Genomic DNA, 24,018 nt, shown 5'->3' on the forward strand with positions numbered 1-24,018 from the left:
GATCCCAATTCCCGGCCATGGCCGGGAGGCGGGATCACTTAACGGTCCACATCCGACATAACAAAATCGATACTGCCCAGATAGACGATGAGGTCCGACACCATGCTGCCCTTGATCACCGAGGGGATCTGTTGCAGGTGAGCAAAGCTCGGGGTGCGGATCCGGGTCCGGTAGCTCATGGTGGAGCCGTCACTGGTCAGGTAGTAACTGTTGACCCCCTTGGTCGCCTCAATCATCTGGAACGACTCGGCAGCGGGCATCACCGGGCCCCAAGACACTTGCAGGAAGTGGTTGATCAGGGTCTCGATGTGCTGCAGGGTGCGCTCTTTGGGCGGCGGGGTGGTGAGGGGATGATCCGCCTTGAACGGCCCCTCCGGCATGTTCTTCATGCACTGTTCGATGATCGACATGCTCTGGCGGATCTCCTCGATCCGCACGGTGGCTCTGTCGTAGGCATCGCCATTGCTGCCGACCGGCACTTCAAAGTCGAACTGATCGTAACCGGAGTAGGGGCGCCACTTGCGTATGTCGAAGTTGAGGCCGGTGGCGCGCAATCCGGCCCCCGTGGTGCCCCAGGACAACGCCTGCTCGGTGGTGTAGGCAGAGACGCCTATGGTTCGACCGCGAAGAATGCTGTTGCGCATCGCCGCTTTTTCGTAATCCATCAGCCGCTTGGGCAGCCAGCTCAGCAGGTTGTCCTGCACCAGCCGTTGCCATCCCTTCGGCAAGTCGTGGGCCACACCGCCGATACGGAACCAGGCCGGGTGCATGCGGGCACCGGTGATCGCTTCGATGATGGTGTAGATCTTCTGCCGGTCGGTGAAGGTGAAGAAAACCGGGGTCATGGCCCCCACGTCCTGGATATAGGTCCCGAGGAACAAGAGGTGGCTCTGGATGCGGAACAGCTCTGCCATCATCACCCGGATCATGTCGACCCGCTGCGGCACCTTGATGCCGGCCAGCTTCTCGACCGCCAGCACATAGGGGAGGTTGTTCATCACCCCGCCCAGATACTCGACCCGGTCGGTATAGGGGATGTAACTGTGCCAGGACTGGCGCTCACCCATCTTCTCGGCACCGCGATGGTGATAGCCGATGTCGGGCACGCAGTTGCGGATCTCCTCGCCATCGAGCTGCAACACCAGCCGGAAGGCGCCGTGAGCAGAGGGGTGGTTGGGGCCGAGGTTGAGGAACATGTAGTCCTCGTTCTCGTTGCCGCGGGCCAGCCCCCACTCTTCCGGTTTGAACAGCAGGTTCTCCTGCTCCATGTCCTGTTTGGCGGCATCGAGCATGAAGGGATCGAATTCGGTGGCGCGCGCCGGGTAATCCTTGCGCAGCGGGTGACCCTGCCAGCTCTTGGGCATCATGATGCGGGTCAGATGGGGGTGGCCATCGAAGGTGATGCCCATCAGATCCCACACTTCCCGCTCGTACCAGTTGGCATTGGGGAAGTGGTTGGTGATGGTGGGCAGATGCAGGTCACTTTCTGCCAGCGCCACTTTCAACATAACATCGGCGTTACGGTCGATGGAGATGAGGTGATAGAAGACGGTGAAATCGCTCTGGGGCAGACCGTCGCGATGGCTGCGCAGCCGCTCGTCGGTGGCGCTGAGATCAAACAGCATCACAAACGGGGAGGGCACCTTGCGCAAAAAGCCCATCACATCCTGCAGCAGTTCGCGGGGAAGCCAGACCACCGGCACGCCGGTGCGTGTGGTCTGCACGGTGAAGTGCTCGGCCCCGAAGTGGGCAAACAGTTCGCCAATGACTTTGGCATCCTTGTGGTCGCTGGGCTGCCACTGGGCCATGGCGTAATTGCTGGGAAAATCACGAGTCAGTTTCATGGTCAGATCTCATCCGGCGTGCGCAGGTTGGTCACATTGATCCGTTCGCCGCGCTTGCGCTCTTTTTCGGCCTGCATCTGGGGACGGTAGATCCCCTGATCGCCCACCACCCAGGAGAGGGGGCGGCGCTCTTTGCCGATGGAGTCCTGCAGCAGCATCAGGGCTTGCAAAAAGGCTTCGGGACGGGGCGGGCAACCCGGAATGTAGACGTCGACCGGCAGGAACTTGTCCACCCCCTGCACCACGGAATAGATGTCATACATGCCCCCGGAGTTGGCACAGGCCCCCATGGAGATCACCCACTTGGGTTCGAGCAGCTGTTCATACAGGCGCTGGATAACTGGCGCCATCTTGATGAAGGGGGTCCCTGCAATCACCATGAAATCGGCCTGACGGGGCGAGGCACGGATAACTTCGGCGCCGAAGCGGGCCACATCGTGGGGGGAGGTGAAGGCGGTACACATCTCCACGTAGCAGCAGGAGATGCCGAAGTTGTAAGGCCAGAGGGAGTTTTTGCGGCCCCAGTTGACTGTGTCTTGCAGCACCTCCTCGAGGCGGCCCATCATGATGCCGCGCGTCGCTTCTTGCGCCAGTGGGTCATCGACGGTCTGGCGCTGCTCCTGGGGGTAGCGCTCAACGGGTGCATCCGGGTCAATCCGGGTCAGGGTGTACTTCATGGTGCAACCTCAAGGAAAGGGTCTGTGGTTCAATCACTGTTTTTGTTGTTCAGCTGCGGTTTGCGCGGTGACCAGTCCAGTGCGCCGATGCGCCAGAGGTAGATCAGGCCGATAAGCAGCAGTCCGATGAAAATGGTGGCTTCAATAAAGCCGACCCAGCCGCTCTCCCGCACGGAGACAGACCAGGCAAACAGGTAGAGCGCCTCGACGTCGAAGATGACGAAGAACATGGCGACCAGATAGAACTTGGCGGAAAAACGCAGGCGGGCACTGCCGACCGAGTCGACACCAGATTCAAATGGCTTGTTCTTGGTGCGGCCGTAGGCACGACCTCCCAGCAGGGCAGCGAGGCCTATCATCACCAGACAGATGGTGATGGCACCGATGACATAAATGGCAAAAGCCCAATGTTGAGCAGAAATATCAGCAAACATAGAGGTTTTTCCTAACCAAATTAATCAAGCGACTTAACAATAATGTTACGCATTATGACACTTTCGCACTGATTTACATGTCATTTTTACGGGTTAATTATTAATCGGTTAACCGGTAATTAAATTTTGTTAAGAAGCGCACTTTTTTGTTGGTTATGGCGGGCGAGAAAGGCCTGGAAAGCGCATAGAGCTGCTCCTCGTTATCACCTGAAAGGGGTAAATGCCGCGGGCGAAGCCGGATCAGGTCGGTATCGCGGGCAGGGGGCACAGGCGGGAGAAGAGCGTGATGGCGGGTGAGATAGGGGGCGGCAAGAGCAATAAAAAGAGAGGCTTTCAAGCCTCTCCTGTCATAGCGTTCCGGTTTCGAGCGTAGGGTGGTCAGGGTTTATTGGCGACCAGCAAGACCTGATCCGGGTAGGCGCCAATGGAGCGAAGACCGATATCTCCCGAGGTGATATCCAGATACGCCCGCTGACCATTGGCGGAGGTTACCGTGCTGCTCATCAGATAGACATAACCCTCATTGACCTCTTTACCGCCCCCCGCCATGGCACGCGGGAAAATGGCTTCATTGAGAGAGGGCTTGTAGCAGGCATGCTCGACCAGGGTCGCCAGCTCCTTGATGTCGGGCAGGCGCCACTGGCTGATACCGCCGAAGTGATAGAGAGCATGGCTGCTGTCACTGCGGATCCGCTCCGCCACTTGCAGCCCCTGCTGCCAGTAGTAAACGGTCGGTTCCCCCAGGCAACTGCTGCCACTCCATGTCTGCCCCAGTTTGCAGCGCATCCAGGTGAGGCCGGTGTGTTGATCCGTGACGGTGCCGTTGCCATGGTCAAGAAAACGGGCAGAGGGGGCGGTGCGATCCATAGTGTCATCACAAATGGCAGCACCGTGGGCCAGGGGGGCCAGCAGTGCCAGCATGGCGAACGAAAAGCGATAAAGGCTCATGATATTCCTCGGATTATTGGGGAGTGGCGACCAGTCGTACCTGCATCAGCTCGATATAGGTATCTTGCTGCACCAGCGCGGGATAGGTGGTGCCCGCATCTTCTCCCAGGAGCAGGACTGTGCGTTTGCTGATGGGGCCACCGGAGAAGCGCTGAGCTGTGTTGCTGGTGGCGCTCCAGTAGTAGCCATGGTAGGTGTCATCTTCCGAGGGGGCGATATCCGGGAAGTAACGGGTATCCACGATGATGCGTTGACCCAGCGGGTCCTTGGCCAGGCTGCCGTAGTGCATCAGTGACATCAGCTCACCCATGGTGGGCAGCCGCCACTGGCTGATGCCGCAGCGCTGCTCGCCATTGAGCCACTGCTGATACGCGCGGGTGGTCAGCATGGTGGTCAGCGCCTGTGCCCGGGCGAGGGCCGCCAGATCTCCTTCGGCGGTGAGCTGTTCGATCCTGTTATGAATATGCTGGTAGGCCGCTTGCTGCTCGCCTGCGGTCGCCTTGAACTGCTCATCCTCATAGGCAAAGGGCCTGCTTTTCCAGGCCGGGCTCAAGGGATCGTCCGATTTGACCTCCCACACCAGACCGGTATTGAGATCCTTGACGCACTGCCAGCTCGGCGCGTTGTCGGGGAGAACCTGACCGCGATCATCGAGTTTGCGATAGGCAAGCTGGGGACGAGTGCGATTCCAGCTGGCATCTTGTCCCGGATAGTCGTCGGGCTCCTGTTCCAGCAGCGGATCGTTGCCATCGCTGAAGGTAGTGACGCCGGTGACGGTCAGCAGGTTGCGTGGCTGCTGCTGCACCAGCAGGGTCAGCAGCTCGCTTTGGGTCTCTTCGGCAAACTGGCCGTTGCGCTGCCACTCCTGAGCCAATTGCGCCAGCATCAGGCTGATGGCGCGATAGCTGGTGGTGAGCAACTGGGTCTCCTTGGCGGTGGCAAGGCGTGTGCGGGCCTGTTGCTGCAAGCTGATCGCCACCTGTTGCAGGGCCTGATCAAACTGGCCGAGACCTGCGAGGGCCACGCGGTCGCTGCCCGGTTGCAGCGGGGCGAGATCGGCCAGCAGCTGCGCCAGTGCGCGATCGGCGGCCACCCCTTCGGCAATGCGGCTCTGCCACAGGGTACTGAGCAGGGTTGGTTGCAGCCGTTGTGGATCCCCTTTGGCGGCCGGATGTGCCAGCAGCAGGCCTCCGCTCCTCGGTACGAACAGCAGGGGCGAGTTGACGATGTTGGCCGAACGGCTGACCAGGGCCACAGCTCCTTCGCCGCTGACGGCAGGGTCGGCAGGATCACATTGCCAGTTCTGATCCAGATCGGCGCACAGGGTACCGGCAGTCGGCAGGGCGACATCGACCCGGTAGTCCGGGATCGCCAGTGGTGCGTTATCTTCCCCGCCGCCACAGGCGCTGAGCAGGGCTGAGAGGGTTGCAATAACCAGTACGGATGGTTTCACTTCACATTCCTTGATTCGGTCACAGGTTCACGGGGGCGGTAACCCCCGTGGTGCAGGATTCAACGGCGCGGGGTGCTCCGGCGCCAGAGGCGGGGCCAGAGGGCCAGCAACAGCAGCAGGGGGGAAGCCGTGCCGCCACCCCCTTCATCCTGCTCAAGGGGAATGATGCCGGTGTTGGGCAGGGCTTCATCCTTGTCGCAGCGGGCGCCGACTTGCTGGGCTACCCGCCAGTTGCGCAACTGACCGGTGTCACCGGCGCTGGTGTCGTTGATCTCCAGTAGCCAGCGGCCAGCGAGCGGTTCGCCGTGCAGCTTGTCCAGCGATTCGAACGGTACCAGTTCACGGGGAAACTCCCCCTTAAGCCGTGTATGGCTGGCGTAGCCCTTGTTCCACAGGCTGATCCGGGTGCCGTAAGGGGAGGTGAGCCAGATCTCCAGCTGCTCCAGCTTGCTGTGCTCCAGATCGAGGGCGACCACGAATCCGCTGTCGATGCGGGCCTTGCTCTCGGGCAGGGTGAGAGTGAAGCGGGACAGGCCGTGCCGTTCATCGCTCACCGCATCCTTGATCTGGCCACCCTGGCCGATGGCCCGCTGCCAGAGCGGTTCACCGATCGGCAGTTGCAGGTCAAGGCGGGTCTGGCGCTCGGTGGGGCTGGGCAGGGTGAGCTGGAACTGCAGCGGCAAGGTGACTGCCTCGCCACAGGTCAGGTTGCTCGCCGCTTCCAGCGGCAGGGTCCAGCGGGCGGTGCCATCGGCGTTGAGCTCTCCTTGCCAGTGACCATCACCCATGAGCCCCTTGCTCGGGATCAGGCTGGCGTCAGCCACGGTCAGGGGGCGGCCGCTCTGGTTGGTCAATTCGATGGCGAGGCTCTTTTTCTCCCCGGGCAACAGGTAGCTGTCATCGGCAAGGCGGGCCGCGATGGGGGTGGGCAGCAGGGCGTGGTGGCGGAAGGCCTGCTCCAGCAGCTTGCCATAGCTGCGGTCCGGATAGAGGCGGTTGGCGGTATCCACGGTGACCCGCGCCAGCTGGGGCATCCTCACCTGCGGGCCGAGGCCGAAGTGGGATTCAATCAGCAGGGTATCGAACTCGTCACGGGCTACCTCGCCATATTGTTCAACGGCCTGGCGCAGCGCGGTGAAGAGCGGGGTGCCCCACAATTGGTCGCCGTTGCTGCCGTTGATGGTGAGGTGAGCCGGATAGAGGAAGCCCGGATGATAGCGTGCCCGCAGATCATCGAGCTGACGGGGCGTTCGGCCGCTGATCCTGGCATCCCAGTTGAAGACCATGAAAGGCTCGAACTGGCGAGCCTCAGGACTACGCTGGCGCCAGCTGGCGGCCAGATAGTCGCTAAAGCCCTCGCCGATGGCGCCCCAGTCACCCTCTTCTCCCATGTCGGGCAGGATATGGTGCTGCACCGCATGGCCAAACTCGTGCCAGATCACCATGGGATCTTCCGCATCGGGCACCCCTATCCGGCCAATTTCCAACCGGCGCAGGAAGGGGTCATAGAGAGAGTTGTCCTGCTCCCCGGCATCGGTATCGATGGCCAGGGGGCCGCCCATCAGCGTCGGGTAGCCAAGGGATTCCACATGGCGCTGGGCCAGATCCAGATGGTAGTAGCCATTGATATCGAGGAAGGCGGGCTGCTGGTGATCCAGCTGGAAGCCATCGGCATCAGGGCTGCTAAAGGGAGCTGTTTCCGGCTCCGTGCCATCCACGACCCGGGCGCGAGGGCCGCTCAGCCGGTAGGTGTCATCCACCTTTTGTACCCTGAGCGGGACGGTGCGATAGGTCCGGTTGTCCAGCAACAGATCGTGGCGCCACAGCAAATTGCCATCTTGCAGCTGGGTGCGGGGATCGAGGGCAAAGATGCGGGCCTGCACCGTGGCCGCTTCCCCTGCCAGCGGGGCCGCTTCGGCACGGGTGCTGGCCTCTTGCAGCGTGCGCCCCAGCAGGGCGCTGCCATCGCAGGTGACAAACAGTTGCCAGTGGCTGCTCTTGCTGTTGCCCGGCTGGCTTTCCACCGCCAGCAGGCGCCAGGCCGCAGTCAGGGTGTCGCCATCCTGCCAGTACCAGGGCTGGGCTTGGTCACTGCCAGCGAATTGCCACACCGTACCATCCAGCGTGGCGGTATAGGCATCTACCCCGGCGCGGCTTGCTTCATCACATGGAGCCGCCTGTGCCTGCATCAGCCGGGTATTGTGATAAAGGCGCCACGGGCGACCCTGCTCATCGAGACTGACGGCGGCCATCAGGCCGGCGATCGGTGCGCCATTGAGCTGCTGGCGATAATGCAGATAGTGGCCCAGCTTGCCTTGGCGCTGGTAGGCCGGGGCATCACTCAGGGTGACGCCGAGCTGCTGTTCGAGCCAGAGACGGGGATCGGCCGGGGCGCCCTGTTCGACAAAACGCAGTTCGGCGGCCTGAGTGGAAAAGCCAGCCAGCCCCAGCAAGAGGGCGGGCAACAGGGGTTTCATAGTGGTACTCCCAATCAGCGGCAGGGTCATTGGTTGATCCCCGCCAGATGCAACAAGAAGGCAAATTCACGAGCCCGATCGCCACCACCGGCGCGGTGGCCTCCCTCCAGTTCGGTCAGCAGCAGGTAGGGGCCGGAGCCCGTGCTGTGCTCCCGCAGGCGGGCCAGCCACTTGACCGGCTCCCAGTAGGGCACCTGGCTGTCGTGCAGGGCGGTAGTGACCAGCAGGGGCGGGTAGGGGGCGCGGTGCAGGTTGTCGTAGGGGCTGATGCGGCGCATCGTCTGATACTCTGCGGGCTTGGCCGGGTTGCCCCACTCCTGGTACTCCTGACGGGTCAAGGGGAGGGCAGGATCGCTCATGGTGCCGAGCATATCGACGAAGGGAACCTGCAACACGGCGCCGCTAAAGAGTGTCGGTTGCTGGTTGAGGGCCGCAGCAACCAGCGTGCCCCCCGCGCTGCCTCCCATGGCAAACAGAGGCAGGGGGGCTGAGTCGGGCGACCAGTGGCGCAGGGCGTGACCGGCTGCGATAAAGTCGCTAATGCCGTTCTGCTTGTGGATGCCCCGTCCGTCGCGGGTCCACTGCTCCCCCAGCATGCCGCCGCCGCGCACATGGGCGATGGCGTAGACAAAGCCCCGATCCAGCAGGCTTAACAGCTCTTTCTGGTAGTAGGGGCGCATCGGCGTGCCATAGGCGCCATAGCCGTAGAGCAGTACAGCGCGAGGGGCCAGATCTTTGCGCCACACCAGCGAGACAGGCACCCGGGTGCCATCGGCAGAGGTGATCCAGCGCCGCTCGCTCTGATAGGGCAATGCTTTATTGCCTGCGGTGTGCTGGTCGTTGATCCACTGGCCGCTGGTCAAATCCAGCCAGCGCTGGCCGGGGGGCTGGCTCAAGCCCTGACTGCGCACCAGAATGCGGTCGCTGGCCGGGTCATGTTCTCCTTGCAGCCAGCCGGTTCCGGCGCCACTGGCCAGCGGCAGGCGCTGGCGTTCATGGCCGTTGCGATCGAGCAGGGCGAGCCAATCCTCCCCCTGCTGGCGAAACTGCACCGCCAGATGGCGATCAAACAGCCGCCACTTTTCGGGATCGCCGAGATCCTCCTCTTTGGCGGGCCACAGGCGCTGCCACTCACCGAGCGGCGTGTTGGCTGAGTAGAGGGCAAATGCCCCCTCCCGGTTGCTCTTGATCACCCAGCCGGATTGACTGTCCAGATAGTATTCCACCCCGCGCTGGCGGGGTTTGACCTGCTGCGGCTTGCCCGAGTCGAGCAGGTACTGCTCCGAGCTGTCGTGGTTGTTGCCCTGCAACACCAGATGCTGGCCATCCGTGGTGCGATAGAGGCTGAGCAGCCAGGCGGGATCCTGCTCCTCATAGAGAGTCTGCTCCTGGCCATCCTGCCAGCCGCGCAGCTGCCAGGGGCGCAGGGTGTAGCGCTCGTTGGCGATGGTGTAGAGGGTGCGACCATCTTGTGACCAGGCGAGATCAGCGCTGCGCTGCGCCAAACTGGCCAGCGCCTTGCCGCTTTGGAGATCGAGCAGGGTGACCTGATAGTCGAGATCGCCGCGCCTGTCTTCGGCGATGGCCAGCGTGCGGTTATCCGGGCTCAGAGCCCAGCCGCCCGCTTCGTAATAGCCCTCACCCGCTCTGGCGGTAAGCCGCTGCAGCACCTTGCCCCCGTGGCGTTGCCAGAGTGAGCCATCCGGGCGCAGCAGCCATGCCTGATCGCCGCGGACAAGCCAGTTCTCTGGCACAGATTCCCCCGCCGGATGACGGGCAAACTCGGCGCGCAAGGTTGCCTCCAGCGGCTGCTGCGCGGCGAGTTGCTGCTCGCTCCAGCGATTTTGCTGCTTGAGCAGGGCGAGAATGGCCGGGTTGCTGCGGCTCTCGTCCCGCAACCAGAAGTAGGGATCCTGGCGTACGGGATTGCCTGAAATCAGGTGTGGCTGGGACGGGATCGGCGGTGGCAGGGCCTCTTGCGCCCACGCCAACGGGACGGCCAACAGGGCCGCCATGATTGCATGATGTTTCATCACATCCCCACGAAACGGTAGCTGAGGCTGGCTGACAGGTAGCGGCCGCTCTGGCTGTAGAGAGAGGTGTCGCTGCCAGCCGGGAGTCCGGCCACATCCTGATAGCGGACATAGCGGGTATCGAGCAGGTTGCCGATGGTGGCATTGACCTTGAGCGCCTCGGTGATCTGCCAGTCGCCGGTGAGGTCCAGGCTGAACCAGCCTGCGCTGCTCTGGCAGGCACCGTTGTAGCCAGTCTGCGCATTGGCGCACTGGGGCACCTTGGTCATGGCGGCGGCATAGTTGCCACTGAGCTCAACCCCCCAGTCGAGCTGTTGCCAGCGCAGGGTGGTGTTGCCTTCCAGCGGTGTCTGGGTGCGCAGCGGCTCACCGCGGTGATCCTTGCCATCCATCCAGGCCAGATTGGTCGAAAGCTCCCACTCGTCGCTCAGCCAGAGGCTGGCGGCCAGCTCGGCGCCCCAGGTTTCTGCTTTGGCAACGTTGCGATATTGGCGCAGGAAGACACCGTCATCGAGGCGAAAACCGGTCTGGCGCCAGTCGATGAAGTTGTAGTAGCGGTTGTAGAAAACGGCTGGTTTGACGCTCCAGTTGTCGCTTTGGCCATTCACTCCCCACTCCAGACTGTGGCTGGTCTCCTCCTTGAGGTTGGGGTTGGCAATGATCTCGAACGGCGGCATGGCAAAGTAGTGAGGAATGTTGCCGTAAACCTGATCGTAAGCGGGGGCGCGGAAGCCGTTGGCATAGCTGAGCCAACTGCGCCATGTTTCGTTGAAGCGGTAACTGGCCGCCACACTGGGGGAGATGTGGTCGCTGTGGTTCTCGGCCAGATTACTGTCCGGTGCGCGCAGGCGCTGGCGGTCAAAGCGCAGGGTCGGGGTAAACTGCCAGCTGCCCAGATCGATCACATCGCTCAGCCAGATGCCATCGCGGCGGGTCTCGGCCTTGCTGAAGGGGGCTTTCTGTCCCTGGGTGGTGATGCCATCTTCCAGGGTCAGATTGTTGACCGGCCGCTCGTGGTTGGCCTGCTCCAGCTCCACACCGTAGCTGAAGGTGTGATCCAGCGAGCCGGTGCTCAGCTTGCTCTGCAGCTCCAGCTCACTGCCAAGGCGCAGCTCCTCGAATGTGGAGAGGGTGCGCTGGCTGCGATATCTGGGATAGCCGCTCAGGGCATCGTTGCGCAGCAGCTGGCGCTGGTTGGCTTCGTTGCGTGACTGGTTGCCAAACAGGCTCCAGTTGAGGGTATCGATCATGCCCAGATCGTTGGCCTCCCAGCTAAACTTGCCGCCCTGGGTGCGCTGATCGCCATCTTCCTGAAAACCGACCACGTCCCAGCTGCCATCGGGTTGGGGCACAGCTTTGGGCCCCATCTGGCGTTTGGCGTGATCCTCGTAGTAGTCCAGCTCCAGCCGCAGAGCGTGATGGGCATTGAGGGGGAGGCGGCTGCTGGTGGAGGCACTCATGCCATCCAAATCAGCCGGAATTCGGTTCTCCTCAAAGTTGGTGGTTTCGTTGCCACGCCATCCGGAGAGGCGCAACAGATGTTCGCTCTCCAGTGCCCGCACCGCGCCGGTCATGCTGAGCTTCTTCTTGTTGCTGTCGCCACCGTAGAGGGTTTTGGCCGCCAGATAGCTATCTTGCTGTTGCAGATAATCTTCCGGCTGCTTGGTATTCATCACCACGGTGCCGCCGATGGCATCGGAGCCATGCAGAGAGGAGCCGGCCCCCTTGGCCACCTCAATCTGCTTGATGTCATCGAGATCGAAGTTGAAGCGACCTACCTTGTCATTGATGTTGTCGGCGCCAAAGCCGTCGCTGACGCGCACCCCATCCTTGATCAGCAGGATACGGTTGCCCCCGATGCCGCGCACGCTGATGTTTTGCGGTCGCCCGGCAGAGCCGGTGACCGAGACACCGGGGATCTTGCGAAACACATGAGTCAGCTCGCTGGCGACCTGACGGTCCAGCTCTTCCTGGGTGATGACGGTGATGGAGCCGGAAACATCGGAGAGTTTCTGTTGTACCCGTTGCCCGGTGACAATGATGGTGTCGTCGCTGCGAGCCTTCTCCACAGGGGGAAGAGCGGCCGCGCCAGCGGAGGCACACAAGAGTGCCGGCCATGCCTGAAGCAGTTTTTTCATAATGATAATTGTTTTTATTTAAGCCTGAGGGGCGGCATTATTGCAGAGGCCTGACCACTTGACAATAAATGGCAATCATTATCATTAAGATCTTATGGTGTTGATATTATTGAGTTATTTGTTTTTTAGAAAGGGGCTCCCGCGCGAGGCGGGAGCGGGGAGATCAGGGCTTGAGCAGTTGCAGCGACTCTTCTGCTGCCTTGCCTTGGGAGAGGGTGATATCGACCCTGCGATTTGCCTGGCGATGTTCGGGGGTGTCATTGGCAAAGCGGGGTTGGGTGTCGGCAACACCCTGAGCAATGACTCGTCTGGCATCCAGCTGGGGGTTAGCCAGCATGGTTTGCACGATGGAAGAGGCCCGCAGCACCGAGAGCTCCCAGTTGTTGCGATAAAGCTCCACCGGTGCCTGGGAGTTGTCGGTATGGCCGGTGACCACTACCTGACCCGGGATATTGGCCAAAATGCCGGCGATCTTGTTGACCAGCGGGATGAACTGGGGCTGCAGGAACGCCGAATCGGCGGGAAACAGCGCCTTCTCGCCGATGCGGATCACCAGCTGACTGCCAAGCTGCTCGACCTCCAGATCCTTCGATTCAATCTGGGCCTTGAGCTGTTGCTCAAGCTTCTGCTTGGTCACCTGCACCCACTCCTGCTCCTTGGTCTTATGGGGCCAGGATTCGGTGGCGCTCGGCTTTTCCGAGGCACCTATGGTCTCGTTGAATGGATCCGATGCCGCCATGGGGGCATCTTTCTCCAGCACAGTCTCTTCTTTCGGGCTGCTTGGCGTGGTCTTCGATTCCGGTTCAAGAATCCCTGTGCCCCCCTGCATCAAGGGTGAGCCGGCAGGCGGGGAGATGAGGCCGATTTTACCCAGCGACTCGATAAAGCCCTGGATAAGCACCCGGGTTTCGGACTGCTTGGCCATGGCAAAGGAATAGAGCACCACAAACAGGGCGAACAGCAATGTCATGAAGTCGGCATAGGAGACCAGCCAGCGTTCATGGTTCTCCGGTGCTTCAGCCTTTTTCTTTTTGGCCACCGTGACCTCCCAGATAAGGTTCGAGGGTAACTTGCAGGCGCGCTTGGGATTCGCCATCCACGATGCAGAGAATGCCGGTCAGGGTCATCTCCTTGTAGTGGCGGATCTGGTGGGCAAAGCCTTTGTAGCGGTTGCCGAACGGCAAAAAGATCAGGTTGGCGGCGGATACCCCGTAGATGGTGGCGACAAAGGCCACCGCGATGGCGCCACCCAGTTTGTCGGGGGCATCAAGTAGACCCATGGCGTGGATCAGGCCAAATACCGCCCCGACGATCCCCATGGTCGGGCAGTAGCCGCCCATGGCTTCATAGAATTTGACCGTCTGTTCGAGATCTTCCTGTTCAAATTCGATCTCGTTCTCCAGCACCTCGTGGATTTTGGCCTTCTCGTAGCCATCGACCATCATCTGCACCCCTTTCTTCAGGAAGGGATCCTTGATCTCCTCGATCATCCCTTCCAGCGCCAGCATACCGCTGCGGCGGGCGTTGCCTGCCAGGGTCTCCAGCAACTGTGCCTGTTCCAGCAGGTCGAGTTTGAGGGGAGAGAGCAGCCATTTGAAACGCCTCATGGTGCTGCCGACGACGGAGAAAGGGAACTGGGTCAGCGCAGCACCTATGGTGCCACCTATCACGATAAGAAATGCGGGCAGATCAAGCAGTGCACTAGGATGACCACCCTCGATCATGTTGCCGCCAAGGATGGCGATCAACGCCAGTACCAAGCCAATCAAGCTCATCTTTTACACGTCCCTGCATGTTGATAATGGCTAGTGTAGCTACTTAAGTATCAGTTTTTCAAAATGAAATCCAATCGCTGAGCAATTAATGGGCGCTGGGTAACGTCCATAAAAGAAGGCGTGTTGCGGTCATAAGATGGTCTTGCAATCACCAGGTTTCCCCAGTTGTGACAGGAAGGAACGCTTGTCGGGTGGGGCAATCACAAAAGCAAGCTAGGGGGCGGGAGCTGGCAATACGAAAAGCAGTGATGTTCCATCAGTGCTTTGCAAACCGGGGGATGAGTGCGTGGATGATCTGCCACTGCGTGGCTCTGGCTCACTTGTCGGCATAGGTATTTGCCGGAAAGCAAAAAACCGCCCCTGAGGTCGGTTTTTTTAGATTTGGCGGTGAGGGAGGGATTCGAACCCTCGATACGTTGCCGTATACACACTTTCCAGGCGTGCTCCTTCAGCCACTCGGACACCTCACCAAATTTTCGTTCGCTGCGCTGTTGCGCTGGAACGGGGCGTAATTTAGGGGAAAGGGCTGTGTGGGTCAACCTCTTTTCCCCTTATTTTTCATAATCTTTTCCGAATGCCTAACCCTTGTGCAGAATGCCGGTTTTTTAAACCGGATCAGGGCTTGTCGAGGATGATCAGACTGTCCGGCAGCTCGTTTTGATCTCGGGTGGCCGGGAAAGCGTCGGTCAGAATGGCGCTAACGCGCTCCACGCACTCCAGAAAACCCTGTTCGATCTCCTTGTTGCGCACTCGCGCCACGAAGTCGTCGATGATCTCCTGCCACTGGCCGTTGTCGATATGCTGGGCGATGCCGTCATCCACCAGTATTTCTACATAGTGCTCGGCGGCCGAGACGAAGATCAGCACCCCGAGCCGGTCGCGGGTGCGGTGTAGCCCCTGCTCGACAAATTGCAGGCGAGCCATCAGGGCCGCCCGGTGCTGGCGAACCTTCTTCGGGATGAGCCGCATCTTGATGGGGGTCCAGTGGAACAGCAGGCTCAGCAGCAGCCAGACCGACCACTGTACCAGCAGGATCTCGTACCAGCCGAGCCAGAAGCCGAGCTGGAACACCAGCAGGGGGGTGAGCATGGCCAGCAGCGCCGCCCAGAGGGTGGGAATGTAGCGATAGCCATCGCTGGCCGGGGCCAGCACGGTGACCAGTTCAGCATCAGTCTCTAGCTCCGCTTCGCGCACCTTGGCCTGAAGCGTGTGGAAGAACTGTTTAGAAATCATGATTTGTCTCTTTACTCCTGTTACCAGCCACCGGAGGCTCCGCCGCCGCCAAAACTGCCGCCGCCACCGCTGAATCCGCCGCCAGAGCGACCACCAAAGGAGCCGGCACCCAATCCACCGGCCATGTAGGTCGACCGACGTCGTCCTCCCGGCCCACCGCCACCACCCCCGCGCAGGTTGTGGAGCACGATCATCGCAATCACCACCAGAATAAACAGCCAGGGGCCGCCACCGTTGTCACTCTTTGGCTGCTCGACCGGCTGATATTCTCCGGCGAGTGCCTTCATGATGCTCTGGCTGCCCGCCATGATCCCGGCCACCATATCGCCGCGCTTGAAGGCGGGCAGGATGCGGCCATGGATGATGTTGGCAGCTATGGCGTCGGGCAGGGCGCCTTCCAATCCATAACCTACCTCGATCCGCACCTTGCGCTCATCCTGGGCGATCAGCAACAACACGCCATTGTTTTTGCCTTTCTGGCCGATCCCCCAGTGGCGACCGAGCTGGTAGCCGTACTCCTCGATGGTCTCCCCATCGAGGCTGTCGACGGAGACCACCACCAGCTGGATGCCGCTGCGCTTTTCAAAGGCGGCCAGCTGTTGGGTCAGTTGATGGGCCTGTTTGCGGGACATCAGACTGGCTTCATCCACCACCCGTCCGCTCAGCGTCGGGAAGTCCGGTGCCGCTTGCAGGGCACTGGCCCAGAGCAGCAGACAGGGAAGAAACCAGCGCAGCATCATCTTCATTGGAAGCTGACCTTGGGCGCCTCATCGGCACCGGGTTTGGCACTGAAACTGGGTTTGGCCTCCAGATCCGAGTAGAGCAGCTTGGACCAGATAACGCCGGGGAAAGTGCGGATCTCGGTATTGAACTGGCGCACCGCCTCGATATAGTCGCGGCGAGCCACCGAGATGCGATTCTCGGTTCCTTCCAGCTGGGCCTGCAGGGCAAGGAACTGCTGATCCGCTTTCAGCTCGGGGTAGCGTTCTACCACTACCATCAGGCGGGAGAGGGCGCTGGAGAGCTGGTTCTGCGCCGCTTCAAACTCCTTGAGCTGGGCAGGATCGCTCACCTGCACGCTGCCGACCCGGGCACGGGCATCGGTGACCGCCTTTAGGGTCTCCTGCTCATGGCTGGCGTAGCCCTTGACGGTGGCGACCAGATTGGGAATGAGATCGGCACGGCGCTGATACTGGTTCTCAACCTGCCCCCAGCTCGCCTTGACCTGCTCATCCAGGGTCGGAATATTGTTCATGCCGCAGCCGGTCAGGCCGAGCAGCAGGGTCAGGGTCAACAGGCTCTGCGTGGTTCTGCGCCAGAGTGATGTGGCCATCTTGTTGTTCTCCTTTGGTATTTCGAGTCGATAGTGCGCCATGGATGGTGTACGACCAAGAGTGCACCACCATACCAGCTTGGGGTCAGTTGCCACAACGCGCAGGTAGCTCGGGTCGCTTGTTGATGCCGGAGACCTTGGGCAGCTGGGGCTTGTCTTTGAGCCAGGATGCCAGCTCTTCCCCACAGCCATTGCCGGGCGGAATGGGAGCCTGGGGTTCACAATCGGGGCTGTCGATCGGGCAGCGCAGCCGCACGTGGAAGTGGCTGAAGTGGCCCACCCAGGGGCGCAGCTTGGCGACCCAGGGTTCGTTACCAGCCTGTTGGCAGACCGCGGATTTGATCACCGGATTGACGAAGATGCGGGCCACCTCGGGTTTGCTGGCCGCAAGCCGCAGCAGGGTGAGCTGCTGGGGGCCAAAGCGACCCGGTAACATCTTGTAGCTGGGTTCGTCGATCAGTGCCCACTCCTTGGGGGCATCCTGCTCCCACTTGCTGATGGGGCGGTTGGCCATGCGAAACCAGATATCGGCATCAAGGCCAGTCTGGTGGCTGCGATGGCCGGAGGTAAAGGGGCCGCCACGGGCCATCGCCAGATCAGCGATATAGAGATCTGGCAGCCCGGCCATGCGGGTCTGGTTGGCCAGCGCTTGCAGATAGTGGATGAGATCGGGGTGGCCGTAGTAGCGCAGCCGCTTGGTGCGGATCACCTGATAACCCGGCCCTTCGAGGGGTAGGGATACGCCGTTTTTCAGGCAACCGGCGGCATAACCACCGATGGCTTCCGCTTGCAATACAGTCGCCAGCAACAGGGACGTCAGCATGTGCGTGCTCCTTGTCTTGCTTCGAGTCGGCTCAGCAATACGAACAGACTCAAACATATAAATAAATAGGCCGCGGCCACCAGCAGCCAGATCTCGTAGACCAGTCCGCTGGAGTTGGCCATCTCGGTGCCGACGAAGGTGAGCTCCTGCACCGAGATAAGGGAAACGATGGCGGTATCTTTCACCAGCGCAATGAGCTGGCCGGTGAGGGGGGGGAGCATCAGCAGCATGGCCTGCGGCAGGATCACATGGCGCAGCCGCACCCAGGGGGAGAGCCCGAGGCTCTGCGCCGCCTCCCACTGGCCACGGGGGATGGCGGCCAGCCCGGCGCGGACGATCTCGGCGACGAAGGCTGCGCTGATCATGCCAACGCAGAGGGTGCCTGAGATGAGGTTCTCCCAGCGGGCAGGTGGGCCAAACAGCGCCTCTTGCCACGGGGAGAGTGATACGGTGCCGAGCCAGCGGGAGAGGCCGCTCGCAGGCAGCAGCTGGTTGGCGATAAAGAAGTAGAAGATGAAGATAAAGACCAGCGGCGGCAGATTGCGGATCAGCTGGATAAACAGGGTCGCTGGCATCACCAGCCAGGGGCGGCGGCTGAAGGCGGCTACCCCCAGCGCAGTGCCGAGCAGCAGCGCCAGTACCATGCCGAGCAGGGCGATGCGCAAGGTGGTGAGCAGACCGCTGAAAAAGTAGGGCAACTCGCCGTGAGGGCCGGGGGTGAACAGCAGGTCGAAGGCTTCATGCCAGCGCCACTGATAGGCCACCCCGATGTGCAGGCGGCTGGCCAGCCAGAGGCCAGCCAGCAGCAGGATCAGGGCGATCGCCCCATCCAGCCAGTTGATGTTCCGACATGCCCCACGGACGATGCGCCGGATGGTCTCTTTTAGAGCAATCAGCATCAGGGATTGGCGACCTGCGCTTCCCAGGCCAGCGACTTGAACCAGTAGTCATGGCGCGCCTTGAGCCAGCCATCGGCCTGACGGGCGGCGATCCACTCGTTGAACTGCTCAGCCAGGGCATCATCCCCCTTGCGCAGGGCAAAGCCTTCATCGCCTTGTGCCAACGGCTCGGCAAACGGCATAAAGAGGGCATCCGGGTGGCGCAGCGCCTCTTGCTCGGGTTTCGGGGAAGAGGAGAGGGCGCCGTGGGCGCGGCCGTTCAACACCTCCTGAAATACCTGTGACTCGTCATCAAACTGGCGCAGGGTGGCCTTGGGGAAGTGTTCTTTTGCCACCTGTACCGGTGAGGCGCCACGACGTACCGCCAGGATCACCCCGCGCTGGTTGAAGTCCGCCACGGTTTTCTTCTCTTTGGCCATGGTGCTGGAGGCGGCCAGCTGCACCCCCGAATGGGAGTAGGCCTGGGTGAAGCGCACGCTCTTCTCCCGCTCGGGGGTGATGGTGAGGCCGCCGATGATGACGTCATATTTTTTCGCCAACAGGGAGGGGATGATGCCATCCCAGGCGGTAGGCACGAACTCTACCTGCCAGCCGTTATCTGTGGCGAGGCGACGGGCCACGTCAATCTCGAAACCGATCAGGGCCCCCTGCTTGTCGCGCATCGCCCAGGGGGCGAAGGTGGACATGCCGACCCGCAGGGTACCGCTCTGCTCGATCTGTGCCTGGGTGTCGGAGGGGGCAGTTTGTGCCAGTGCCGGAGTGAGCAGGCTTGCCAGCAGCAGGGCAGCGCCCGACAGGGTGGTCTTGAATGACAGATTCATGGTTAGCGTCCTTGTTGATCCGGATTCAGGTGACGGGCCAGCGCCCGCGAACAGGCTGACAGCGTCAGGGTTAACAGCAAATAGAGGGCAGCCACGGTAAACCACACCTCAAAGGTCAGAAACGTATCGGCAACCAGAGTACGCCCTTCGTTGGTCAGATCGAAGATGGCGATCACACTCACCAGCGCCGAATGTTTGATAAGGGAGACCAGCTCGTTGGTCAGCGGCGGCAAGGTGATGCGCACCAGCTGGGGCAGGATCACCTTGCGCAGGGTGATGGCTCGTGACAAGCCAAGCGACTGGGCTGCCTCCCACTGTCCTTTGGGAATGGCCTGTACACCTGCACGCAGCACTTCGGCGGTGAAGGCCCCCTGATAGAGGGAGAGGCTCAACACGGCGCAGGCAAGGGGGGCCAATCCCAGCATGGGGCCCAGCAAGAAATAGAGAATATAGAGCTGCACCAACTGGGGCGTGGTGCGCACCAGCGCCAGATAGGCGATGGCGAGCCAGGGGCCGAGCCTGGAGGGAAGCAGCCGCAGGCTAACCACGCACACACCGACCGCCATCGTGCCCAACAGACTGAGCAGCGCCACCTGCAAAGTGACCAGCAGGCCGTTTAGCAAGGGGCCGGCATAAAAGGTTCCCTCATCCCATTCGCCGAGAAAGGGCAACACCCGCGGCCACTGCCACTCATAGCCCATCTGGCGAGCGCCGCTATAGAGCGCCCAGCCCAGTAGCGCAGAGAGCATCACAGTGCCCGACAGCCAGCCAAGCAGGCGGGGGCGATTGAGCCTAGCCATGATAGCTGAGCACCTGTTCGAGGAAGGCCCGGGTACGCGGGTGCCGGGGGGCGTTGAACAGCTGGGCGGGCGGGGCCGACTCGATGATTTTCCCCTCATCCATAAAGAGCACCCGATCCGCCACTTGACGGGCAAAGCCCATCTCGTGAGTGACGCAGATCAGGGTCATCCCCTCGTCAGCCAGCTCGCGGATCACATCGAGCACTTCGCGGATCATCTCGGGGTCGAGGGCGGAGGTGGGCTCGTCAAACAGCATCAGCTCGGGTTGCATGCAGAGGGAGCGGGCGATGGCGACCCGCTGCTGCTGGCCGCCGGAGAGCTGGTGGGGGTACTTGTCGGCCTGCGCCTGAATGCGCACCCGCTCGAGCAGCCCGAGCGCCCGGGCTTTGGCCTCCTGGGGGCGCAACCCCAGGGTATGCACTGGTGCCACCATCAGGTTTTCTAGCACCGTCATATGGGGGAAGAGGTTGAACTGCTGAAACACCATGCCAACCCGACCTTTCAGGCGGCGCAGGTAGGAAGGGGTCACCGGCTCGCCAAACAGGAACAGCTGGCCGTCGTCGATCCCCTCCAGCCCGTTGATGGTGCGGATCAGGGTCGATTTTCCCGAGCCTGACGGGCCACAGATGACCCACTTCTCTCCCCGTTCAATGGTGAGATCGATGTGATGAAGAGCCTGAAAGTCGCCATAGAATTTGTCGACGCCACAAAAGCGCACACAGGGTTGCGAGCTGGTCAAGAAGCGGGTTCCACTGAGAATCATTTACGCCATGGTATTGATTTTATAGGGGGATGACAAAGAAAACCCCCTTGTCAGCATCCTGATGGCTATTCACAATGGCGCCATTTCGTGATGACAGGAGCTTTTCATGCGTATTACATCCTTGCTTGCCGGTTCGCAGGTGCAGCTGTTGATGCCGCCAGTGGTGCGCTATCGCTGCGTCATTTTTCTGCTGTTGCTGGTGAGTTGGGGCGTGGTGGCGGCCTCCTTGTGGGATGGCTGGGGCGCCATGGCGCTGCTCAACTGGGTGGGCGTGGTCTTTGGTGGCATCACCGGGATCATGGTGTCGCTGCCCCGCAGTTGGCAACCCTGGCGACTGGCGGAGCTGGGGTGGGATGAACAGCATATCTATCTGCTCAATGGCAGCAAGGATGAGGCGCTGGCGCTGCCCCGCAACCAGCTGGTGGCGCTCGAACGGGAGCGGCGAGTGGGGCACGACGGCCAGTGGCTCGACTTCAGCCTCGATCTGCAACTGAGTGAAGAGGAGCTGGCGGCGGCTATGGCCTTGCTGGATCTCAAGGCGGGGGAGCTGCATCTGGTGAGCCCGTCTGTCTATCGCTTCGGCTTTAAACGGGCCTGGCACGGTCGCCGGATGCTGACGCAACGGTTGTCAGATCTGCAATCGGCCTGAGTCGACTATTTTCTCGACAATTCCCGGCAAAGCTCAGATACTGCCAGTGACTCGAATTGATCTTGTCTGCACTGTTAACCCAAGAGATCAATCACTTGACGACAGTGTGGAGAAGGCCACGGCATGAAGCCATGGCAGGTCCGGCATAGGGGTTGTGCCCTTACCGTTATGCTGGGAATTGCATAGAGAAGGCACCTTGAATCGAGAGTGGATGGCATGAAGATTTACGTAGGAAATCTGTCGTACCGGATGACGGCCGACGAACTGAAAACACTGTTCAGCCAGTTTGGACAGGTCGACAAGGTTGATATCATCATCGACCGCGATACCGGCCAGTCAAAGGGGTTTGGTTTTATTGAAATGCCGGTCAATGGTGATGCCGAAAAGGCCATCGCTGGTCTGCATGGCACTGAAGTCGGTGGCCGTACCATCACCGTCAACCAGGCCAAACCGAAGACAGATGCTCCCCGTGGTCGCCCGCAACAGCGCCACCGCTAAGGTGCCTCGGCAATAAAAAAACGGCATGGGTTTCCCCCATGCCGTTTTTGTTTCTGGACGTTTTGCTGTGATCAGGGGACGTCGTAACCGAGCGCCGCCTTGCGGATGCGGAACCACTGCTGGCGGTTCAGCTCGACAGATTCGGCGGCTACGGCGGCAGCAATCCGCTCCCGTTTGCCGGAGCCAATCAATGGCAGCGGCTGGCTTGGCAGCATCATTACCCAGGCGTAGACCACCTGCTCGATAGTCTGGGCGCCCACTTCCTGACGGATCTGCTCCAGTTCGGCACGCAGCGGGGCATAGGCGTCATCGCTGAACAGTCGGCCGCCGCCGAGACATGACCAGGCCATCGGCTTGATGCCAAGCTGCTGGCACTGATCCAGGGTACCATCGAGGGTTCCCTCCTGATGAAGCGGTGAGATCTCCAGCTGGTTGGTGACCAGCGGGAAGGGGAGGCGCGATTGCAGTAGCTCGAACTGACGGGCGGTGAAGTTGGATACCCCGGCGTGCTTGATCTTGCCCGCCTGTTTCAGGGTGATAAAGGCGTCGGCCACTTCATCTGCGTTCATCAGGGGATCCGGGCGGTGGATCAGCAGCAGGTCCAGATGGTCGGTGCCGAGCTTGCGCAGCGAGGCCTCGGCGCTGGCGATGATATGGTCCTTGCTGGTGTTGTAGTGGTTGAGAGCATGCTCCGGCTTGGCGGTGAGGGCGATACCGCACTTGCTGACGATCTCCATCCGGCTGCGCAGGGAAGGCTCGAGGCGCAGGGCGTGACCAAAGGCCTCTTCGCACTGGTAGCCACCATAGATATCGGCGTGATCGATGGTAGTGACCCCCAGATCCAGATGATATTTCATCAGATCGAGCAGAGCGGCCGGAGAGAGCTGCCACTCCATCAGGCGCCAGTAACCCATGATGAGGCGAGAGAAGGTGGGGCCTTGCGGATGAAGGGCGACACGGGATACAGACATGGTTGACTCCTTGAAAAACACGATGCGAAAACGATGTGCAACATAGATGACTGCGGGCATCTTGGCCTCATGTGGCTGGCAAAGCAATAATGGGCAGTGGCATGATTCGAACTTTGGTTCTGATCGCAAAGCAGGAGAGAGAGTTGGATGGAAGGATTTGCCGAGCGCTTGCAGAGCCTGATCGGGGAGATGAGCGTGAGCGCGTTTGCCCGCAAGGTGGGGCTCAGTGAAGCGCTGATCCGCAAATATTTGAAGGGAGCCGAGCCTGGCCTGGCGCGGGCCAACCAGATCGCCATGGGGGCCAACTGCTCGCTGGAGTGGCTGGCAACCGGCTGCGGTTATCTCTACCGTCAGGCGGAAGTGGTCGACAGGGAGGCACTGGCAGCGGCGCAGCTACTGCTGGGCGAGCAGCAACCCGGGGTGGGGCTGCCCGATGAGGAGGCACTGGTCACCCTGCTCGCCTATTACCAGTTTTTGCGCACCCACAAGAAAGCGGACGGTTTTCTCGACTTGGCGCTGGCGCGGGAGTTTGGTCGCCATCTGGAGGAAGCGTGATGAGGGGCATATTACCCTTTGGTCGTGTCACGGCCGGTTGATTATTCTGATACGCTCTAAGCAAGATAACTCTCCATGGGATGGGCGATGAGCTACTTGATCCTCGGAAGTGGTGCGCTGGGCTCGGCGCTGGCAAGAGAGCTGATGGCAAGGGAGGAGTCCTTCCTGCTTGCCGGGCGCACCTATCCAAAAGGGATCGAGATGGGGGCCTTCTTCCCGCTGCAAGAGGTGGACGCCATCTCGTTCGACGCCCTGTTTACCCTCTACGACACCGATCCGCTTCCCACTGTGGTGATCAACACCATCGGCCTGTTGCACGATGTCAGCTTTATGCCGGAGCGGCGGGTCGAAGAGGTGCACCCCAAGTGGCTGTGCGACAGCCTGCTTGCCAATGCCTGGCCAACGCTGGCGCTGGCTGCCCGTTTCAGTCGGTTGATGGGCAATGACCATCCGCTGTGGCTCTGTGCCATCTCTGATCTGGCGGGCTCCATCACCGCCAATCTGGAGGGGGGACGTTACAGCTACCGGATGAGCAAGGCGGCCCTCGACATGGGGGTGAAAACCCTGGCCCTTGAGTGGACGCAGCGTTTCCCGCAAGCAGGGGTGGTGGCCGTTGCGCCCGGCTTGATGGACTCCCCGATGAATACCCCCTTTCTGAGCGAGTTGCCTGCGGAGCAATTGCAGGATCCTGCCGAGGTGGCGGTGAAACTGCTCAATCTCATCAAGGGGTTATCGTTGACCCAATCGGGTCAGCTACTGGATCTCAACGGTCAGCCGCTGCCTTGGTAAATCCCGCCTGCGGGTTCTATGGACGTCTATTGGCTTCACATTCTGCTCATGCGCCCCTTGCCAAGCGAGGGGCGCATAGCTAACGTCACTCTCCTGTTTCAGGAG

At 61.0% G+C, this 24,018-nt stretch carries 24 protein-coding genes and 1 tRNA gene; 4 read left to right on the forward strand and 21 right to left on the reverse strand.

The window, feature by feature from the left end; genetic code table 11:
- Positions 1-38: 38 nt before the first annotated feature.
- The 20 genes from nuoC to ACB042_RS12400 all read right to left on the reverse strand — a co-directional run bounded on the left by nuoC (position 39) and on the right by ACB042_RS12400 (position 20,451).
- A complete protein-coding gene (nuoC, locus tag ACB042_RS12305) occupies positions 39-1,844 on the reverse strand; it encodes an NADH-quinone oxidoreductase subunit C/D (protein WP_005337234.1) in 1,806 nt (601 codons plus the stop codon).
- A 2-nt stretch (positions 1,845-1,846) separates the two neighbouring features.
- Positions 1,847-2,521 (reverse strand): NADH-quinone oxidoreductase subunit B family protein, encoded by a 675-nt coding sequence (locus tag ACB042_RS12310; protein WP_005344917.1) that lies wholly within the window; start codon positions 2,519-2,521, stop codon positions 1,847-1,849.
- Between the two features lie 29 nt (positions 2,522-2,550).
- The gene (locus ACB042_RS12315; protein ID WP_005344919.1) at positions 2,551-2,955 is read right to left on the reverse strand and encodes an NADH-quinone oxidoreductase subunit A; all 405 of its coding nucleotides are present in this window, start codon (positions 2,953-2,955) and stop codon (positions 2,551-2,553) included.
- Positions 2,956-3,055: 100 nt separating this feature from the next.
- Positions 3,056-3,292 (reverse strand): hypothetical protein, encoded by a 237-nt coding sequence (locus ACB042_RS12320; RefSeq protein ID WP_335874575.1) that lies wholly within the window; start codon positions 3,290-3,292, stop codon positions 3,056-3,058.
- 41 nt (positions 3,293-3,333) lie between these two features.
- A complete protein-coding gene (locus ACB042_RS12325; protein WP_005351118.1) occupies positions 3,334-3,903 on the reverse strand; it encodes a DUF1566 domain-containing protein in 570 nt (189 codons plus the stop codon).
- Positions 3,904-3,916: 13 nt separating this feature from the next.
- The gene (locus ACB042_RS12330) at positions 3,917-5,356 is read right to left on the reverse strand and encodes a DUF1566 domain-containing protein (RefSeq protein WP_335874574.1); all 1,440 of its coding nucleotides are present in this window, start codon (positions 5,354-5,356) and stop codon (positions 3,917-3,919) included.
- A gap of 59 nt (positions 5,357-5,415) precedes the next feature.
- The gene (locus ACB042_RS12335; RefSeq protein WP_371178493.1) at positions 5,416-7,863 is read right to left on the reverse strand and encodes a proprotein convertase P-domain-containing protein; all 2,448 of its coding nucleotides are present in this window, start codon (positions 7,861-7,863) and stop codon (positions 5,416-5,418) included.
- Positions 7,860-9,866 carry a prolyl oligopeptidase family serine peptidase gene (locus ACB042_RS12340; protein ID WP_371178494.1) on the reverse strand — a complete coding sequence of 669 codons (2,007 nt, stop codon included), beginning with the start codon at positions 9,864-9,866 and terminating at the stop codon, positions 7,860-7,862. The genes ACB042_RS12335 and ACB042_RS12340 overlap by 4 nt, the downstream gene beginning before the upstream one ends.
- Positions 9,866-12,004 (reverse strand): TonB-dependent hemoglobin/transferrin/lactoferrin family receptor, encoded by a 2,139-nt coding sequence (locus ACB042_RS12345; RefSeq protein ID WP_371178495.1) that lies wholly within the window; start codon positions 12,002-12,004, stop codon positions 9,866-9,868. The genes ACB042_RS12340 and ACB042_RS12345 overlap by 1 nt, the downstream gene beginning before the upstream one ends.
- Positions 12,005-12,167: 163 nt before the next feature.
- Positions 12,168-13,043 carry a flagellar motor protein MotB gene (locus tag ACB042_RS12350; protein ID WP_371178496.1) on the reverse strand — a complete coding sequence of 292 codons (876 nt, stop codon included), beginning with the start codon at positions 13,041-13,043 and terminating at the stop codon, positions 12,168-12,170.
- On the reverse strand, positions 13,021-13,779 hold the full coding sequence (locus ACB042_RS12355) for a flagellar motor protein (protein ID WP_139442649.1): 759 nt from the start codon (positions 13,777-13,779) through the stop codon (positions 13,021-13,023). Before ACB042_RS12355 ends, ACB042_RS12350 begins: the two co-directional genes overlap by 23 nt.
- Before the next feature lie 382 nt (positions 13,780-14,161).
- Positions 14,162-14,249: transfer RNA gene (locus ACB042_RS12360), tRNA-Ser, on the reverse strand.
- Positions 14,250-14,394: 145 nt separating this feature from the next.
- Positions 14,395-15,012 carry a TPM domain-containing protein gene (locus ACB042_RS12365; RefSeq protein WP_005337196.1) on the reverse strand — a complete coding sequence of 206 codons (618 nt, stop codon included), beginning with the start codon at positions 15,010-15,012 and terminating at the stop codon, positions 14,395-14,397.
- 20 nt (positions 15,013-15,032) lie between these two features.
- On the reverse strand, positions 15,033-15,758 hold the full coding sequence (locus ACB042_RS12370) for a YgcG family protein (RefSeq protein ID WP_005351128.1): 726 nt from the start codon (positions 15,756-15,758) through the stop codon (positions 15,033-15,035).
- Complete coding sequence (locus tag ACB042_RS12375) at positions 15,755-16,345, reverse strand: LemA family protein (RefSeq protein WP_005346564.1); 591 nt, start codon at positions 16,343-16,345, stop codon at positions 15,755-15,757. The genes ACB042_RS12370 and ACB042_RS12375 overlap by 4 nt, the downstream gene beginning before the upstream one ends.
- Positions 16,346-16,430: 85 nt before the next feature.
- Complete coding sequence (mepA, locus tag ACB042_RS12380) at positions 16,431-17,168, reverse strand: penicillin-insensitive murein endopeptidase (RefSeq protein ID WP_371178497.1); 738 nt, start codon at positions 17,166-17,168, stop codon at positions 16,431-16,433.
- A complete protein-coding gene (locus ACB042_RS12385; protein ID WP_069555751.1) occupies positions 17,162-18,067 on the reverse strand; it encodes an amino acid ABC transporter permease in 906 nt (301 codons plus the stop codon). The genes mepA and ACB042_RS12385 overlap by 7 nt, the downstream gene beginning before the upstream one ends.
- Complete coding sequence (locus ACB042_RS12390) at positions 18,067-18,888, reverse strand: transporter substrate-binding domain-containing protein (RefSeq protein WP_101529944.1); 822 nt, start codon at positions 18,886-18,888, stop codon at positions 18,067-18,069. The genes ACB042_RS12385 and ACB042_RS12390 overlap by 1 nt, the downstream gene beginning before the upstream one ends.
- Before the next feature lie 2 nt (positions 18,889-18,890).
- Complete coding sequence (locus ACB042_RS12395; RefSeq protein ID WP_139442151.1) at positions 18,891-19,688, reverse strand: amino acid ABC transporter permease; 798 nt, start codon at positions 19,686-19,688, stop codon at positions 18,891-18,893.
- A complete protein-coding gene (locus ACB042_RS12400) occupies positions 19,681-20,451 on the reverse strand; it encodes an amino acid ABC transporter ATP-binding protein (protein ID WP_257701391.1) in 771 nt (256 codons plus the stop codon). The genes ACB042_RS12395 and ACB042_RS12400 overlap by 8 nt, the downstream gene beginning before the upstream one ends.
- Before the next feature lie 106 nt (positions 20,452-20,557).
- Between ACB042_RS12400 and ACB042_RS12405 the strand changes: the two genes are divergently transcribed.
- Complete coding sequence (locus tag ACB042_RS12405; protein ID WP_335819694.1) at positions 20,558-21,100, forward strand: hypothetical protein; 543 nt, start codon at positions 20,558-20,560, stop codon at positions 21,098-21,100.
- 216 nt (positions 21,101-21,316) lie between these two features.
- Positions 21,317-21,598, forward strand: coding sequence for an RNA-binding protein (locus ACB042_RS12410; RefSeq protein WP_005337180.1), 282 nt, complete (start codon positions 21,317-21,319; stop codon positions 21,596-21,598).
- Positions 21,599-21,669: 71 nt separating this feature from the next.
- Here the strand turns inward: ACB042_RS12410 and ACB042_RS12415 are convergent, their stop codons facing one another.
- Complete coding sequence (locus ACB042_RS12415) at positions 21,670-22,569, reverse strand: aldo/keto reductase family oxidoreductase (protein ID WP_371178498.1); 900 nt, start codon at positions 22,567-22,569, stop codon at positions 21,670-21,672.
- A gap of 147 nt (positions 22,570-22,716) precedes the next feature.
- Here ACB042_RS12415 and ACB042_RS12420 point away from each other — a divergent pair, with 147 nt between their 5' ends.
- Both ACB042_RS12420 and ACB042_RS12425 read left to right on the forward strand, forming a co-directional pair.
- Positions 22,717-23,124: a helix-turn-helix domain-containing protein gene (locus tag ACB042_RS12420; RefSeq protein ID WP_371178499.1), complete on the forward strand. Its 408-nt coding sequence runs from the start codon at positions 22,717-22,719 to the stop codon at positions 23,122-23,124.
- A gap of 87 nt (positions 23,125-23,211) precedes the next feature.
- Positions 23,212-23,913 (forward strand): short-chain dehydrogenase, encoded by a 702-nt coding sequence (locus ACB042_RS12425; protein WP_371178500.1) that lies wholly within the window; start codon positions 23,212-23,214, stop codon positions 23,911-23,913.
- Positions 23,914-24,018: the final 105 nt, after the last annotated feature.

The organism is Aeromonas sp. S13(2024) (assembly GCF_041402405.1).
In the GTDB taxonomy this organism is placed as follows: Bacteria; Pseudomonadota; Gammaproteobacteria; order Enterobacterales; family Aeromonadaceae; genus Aeromonas; species Aeromonas veronii.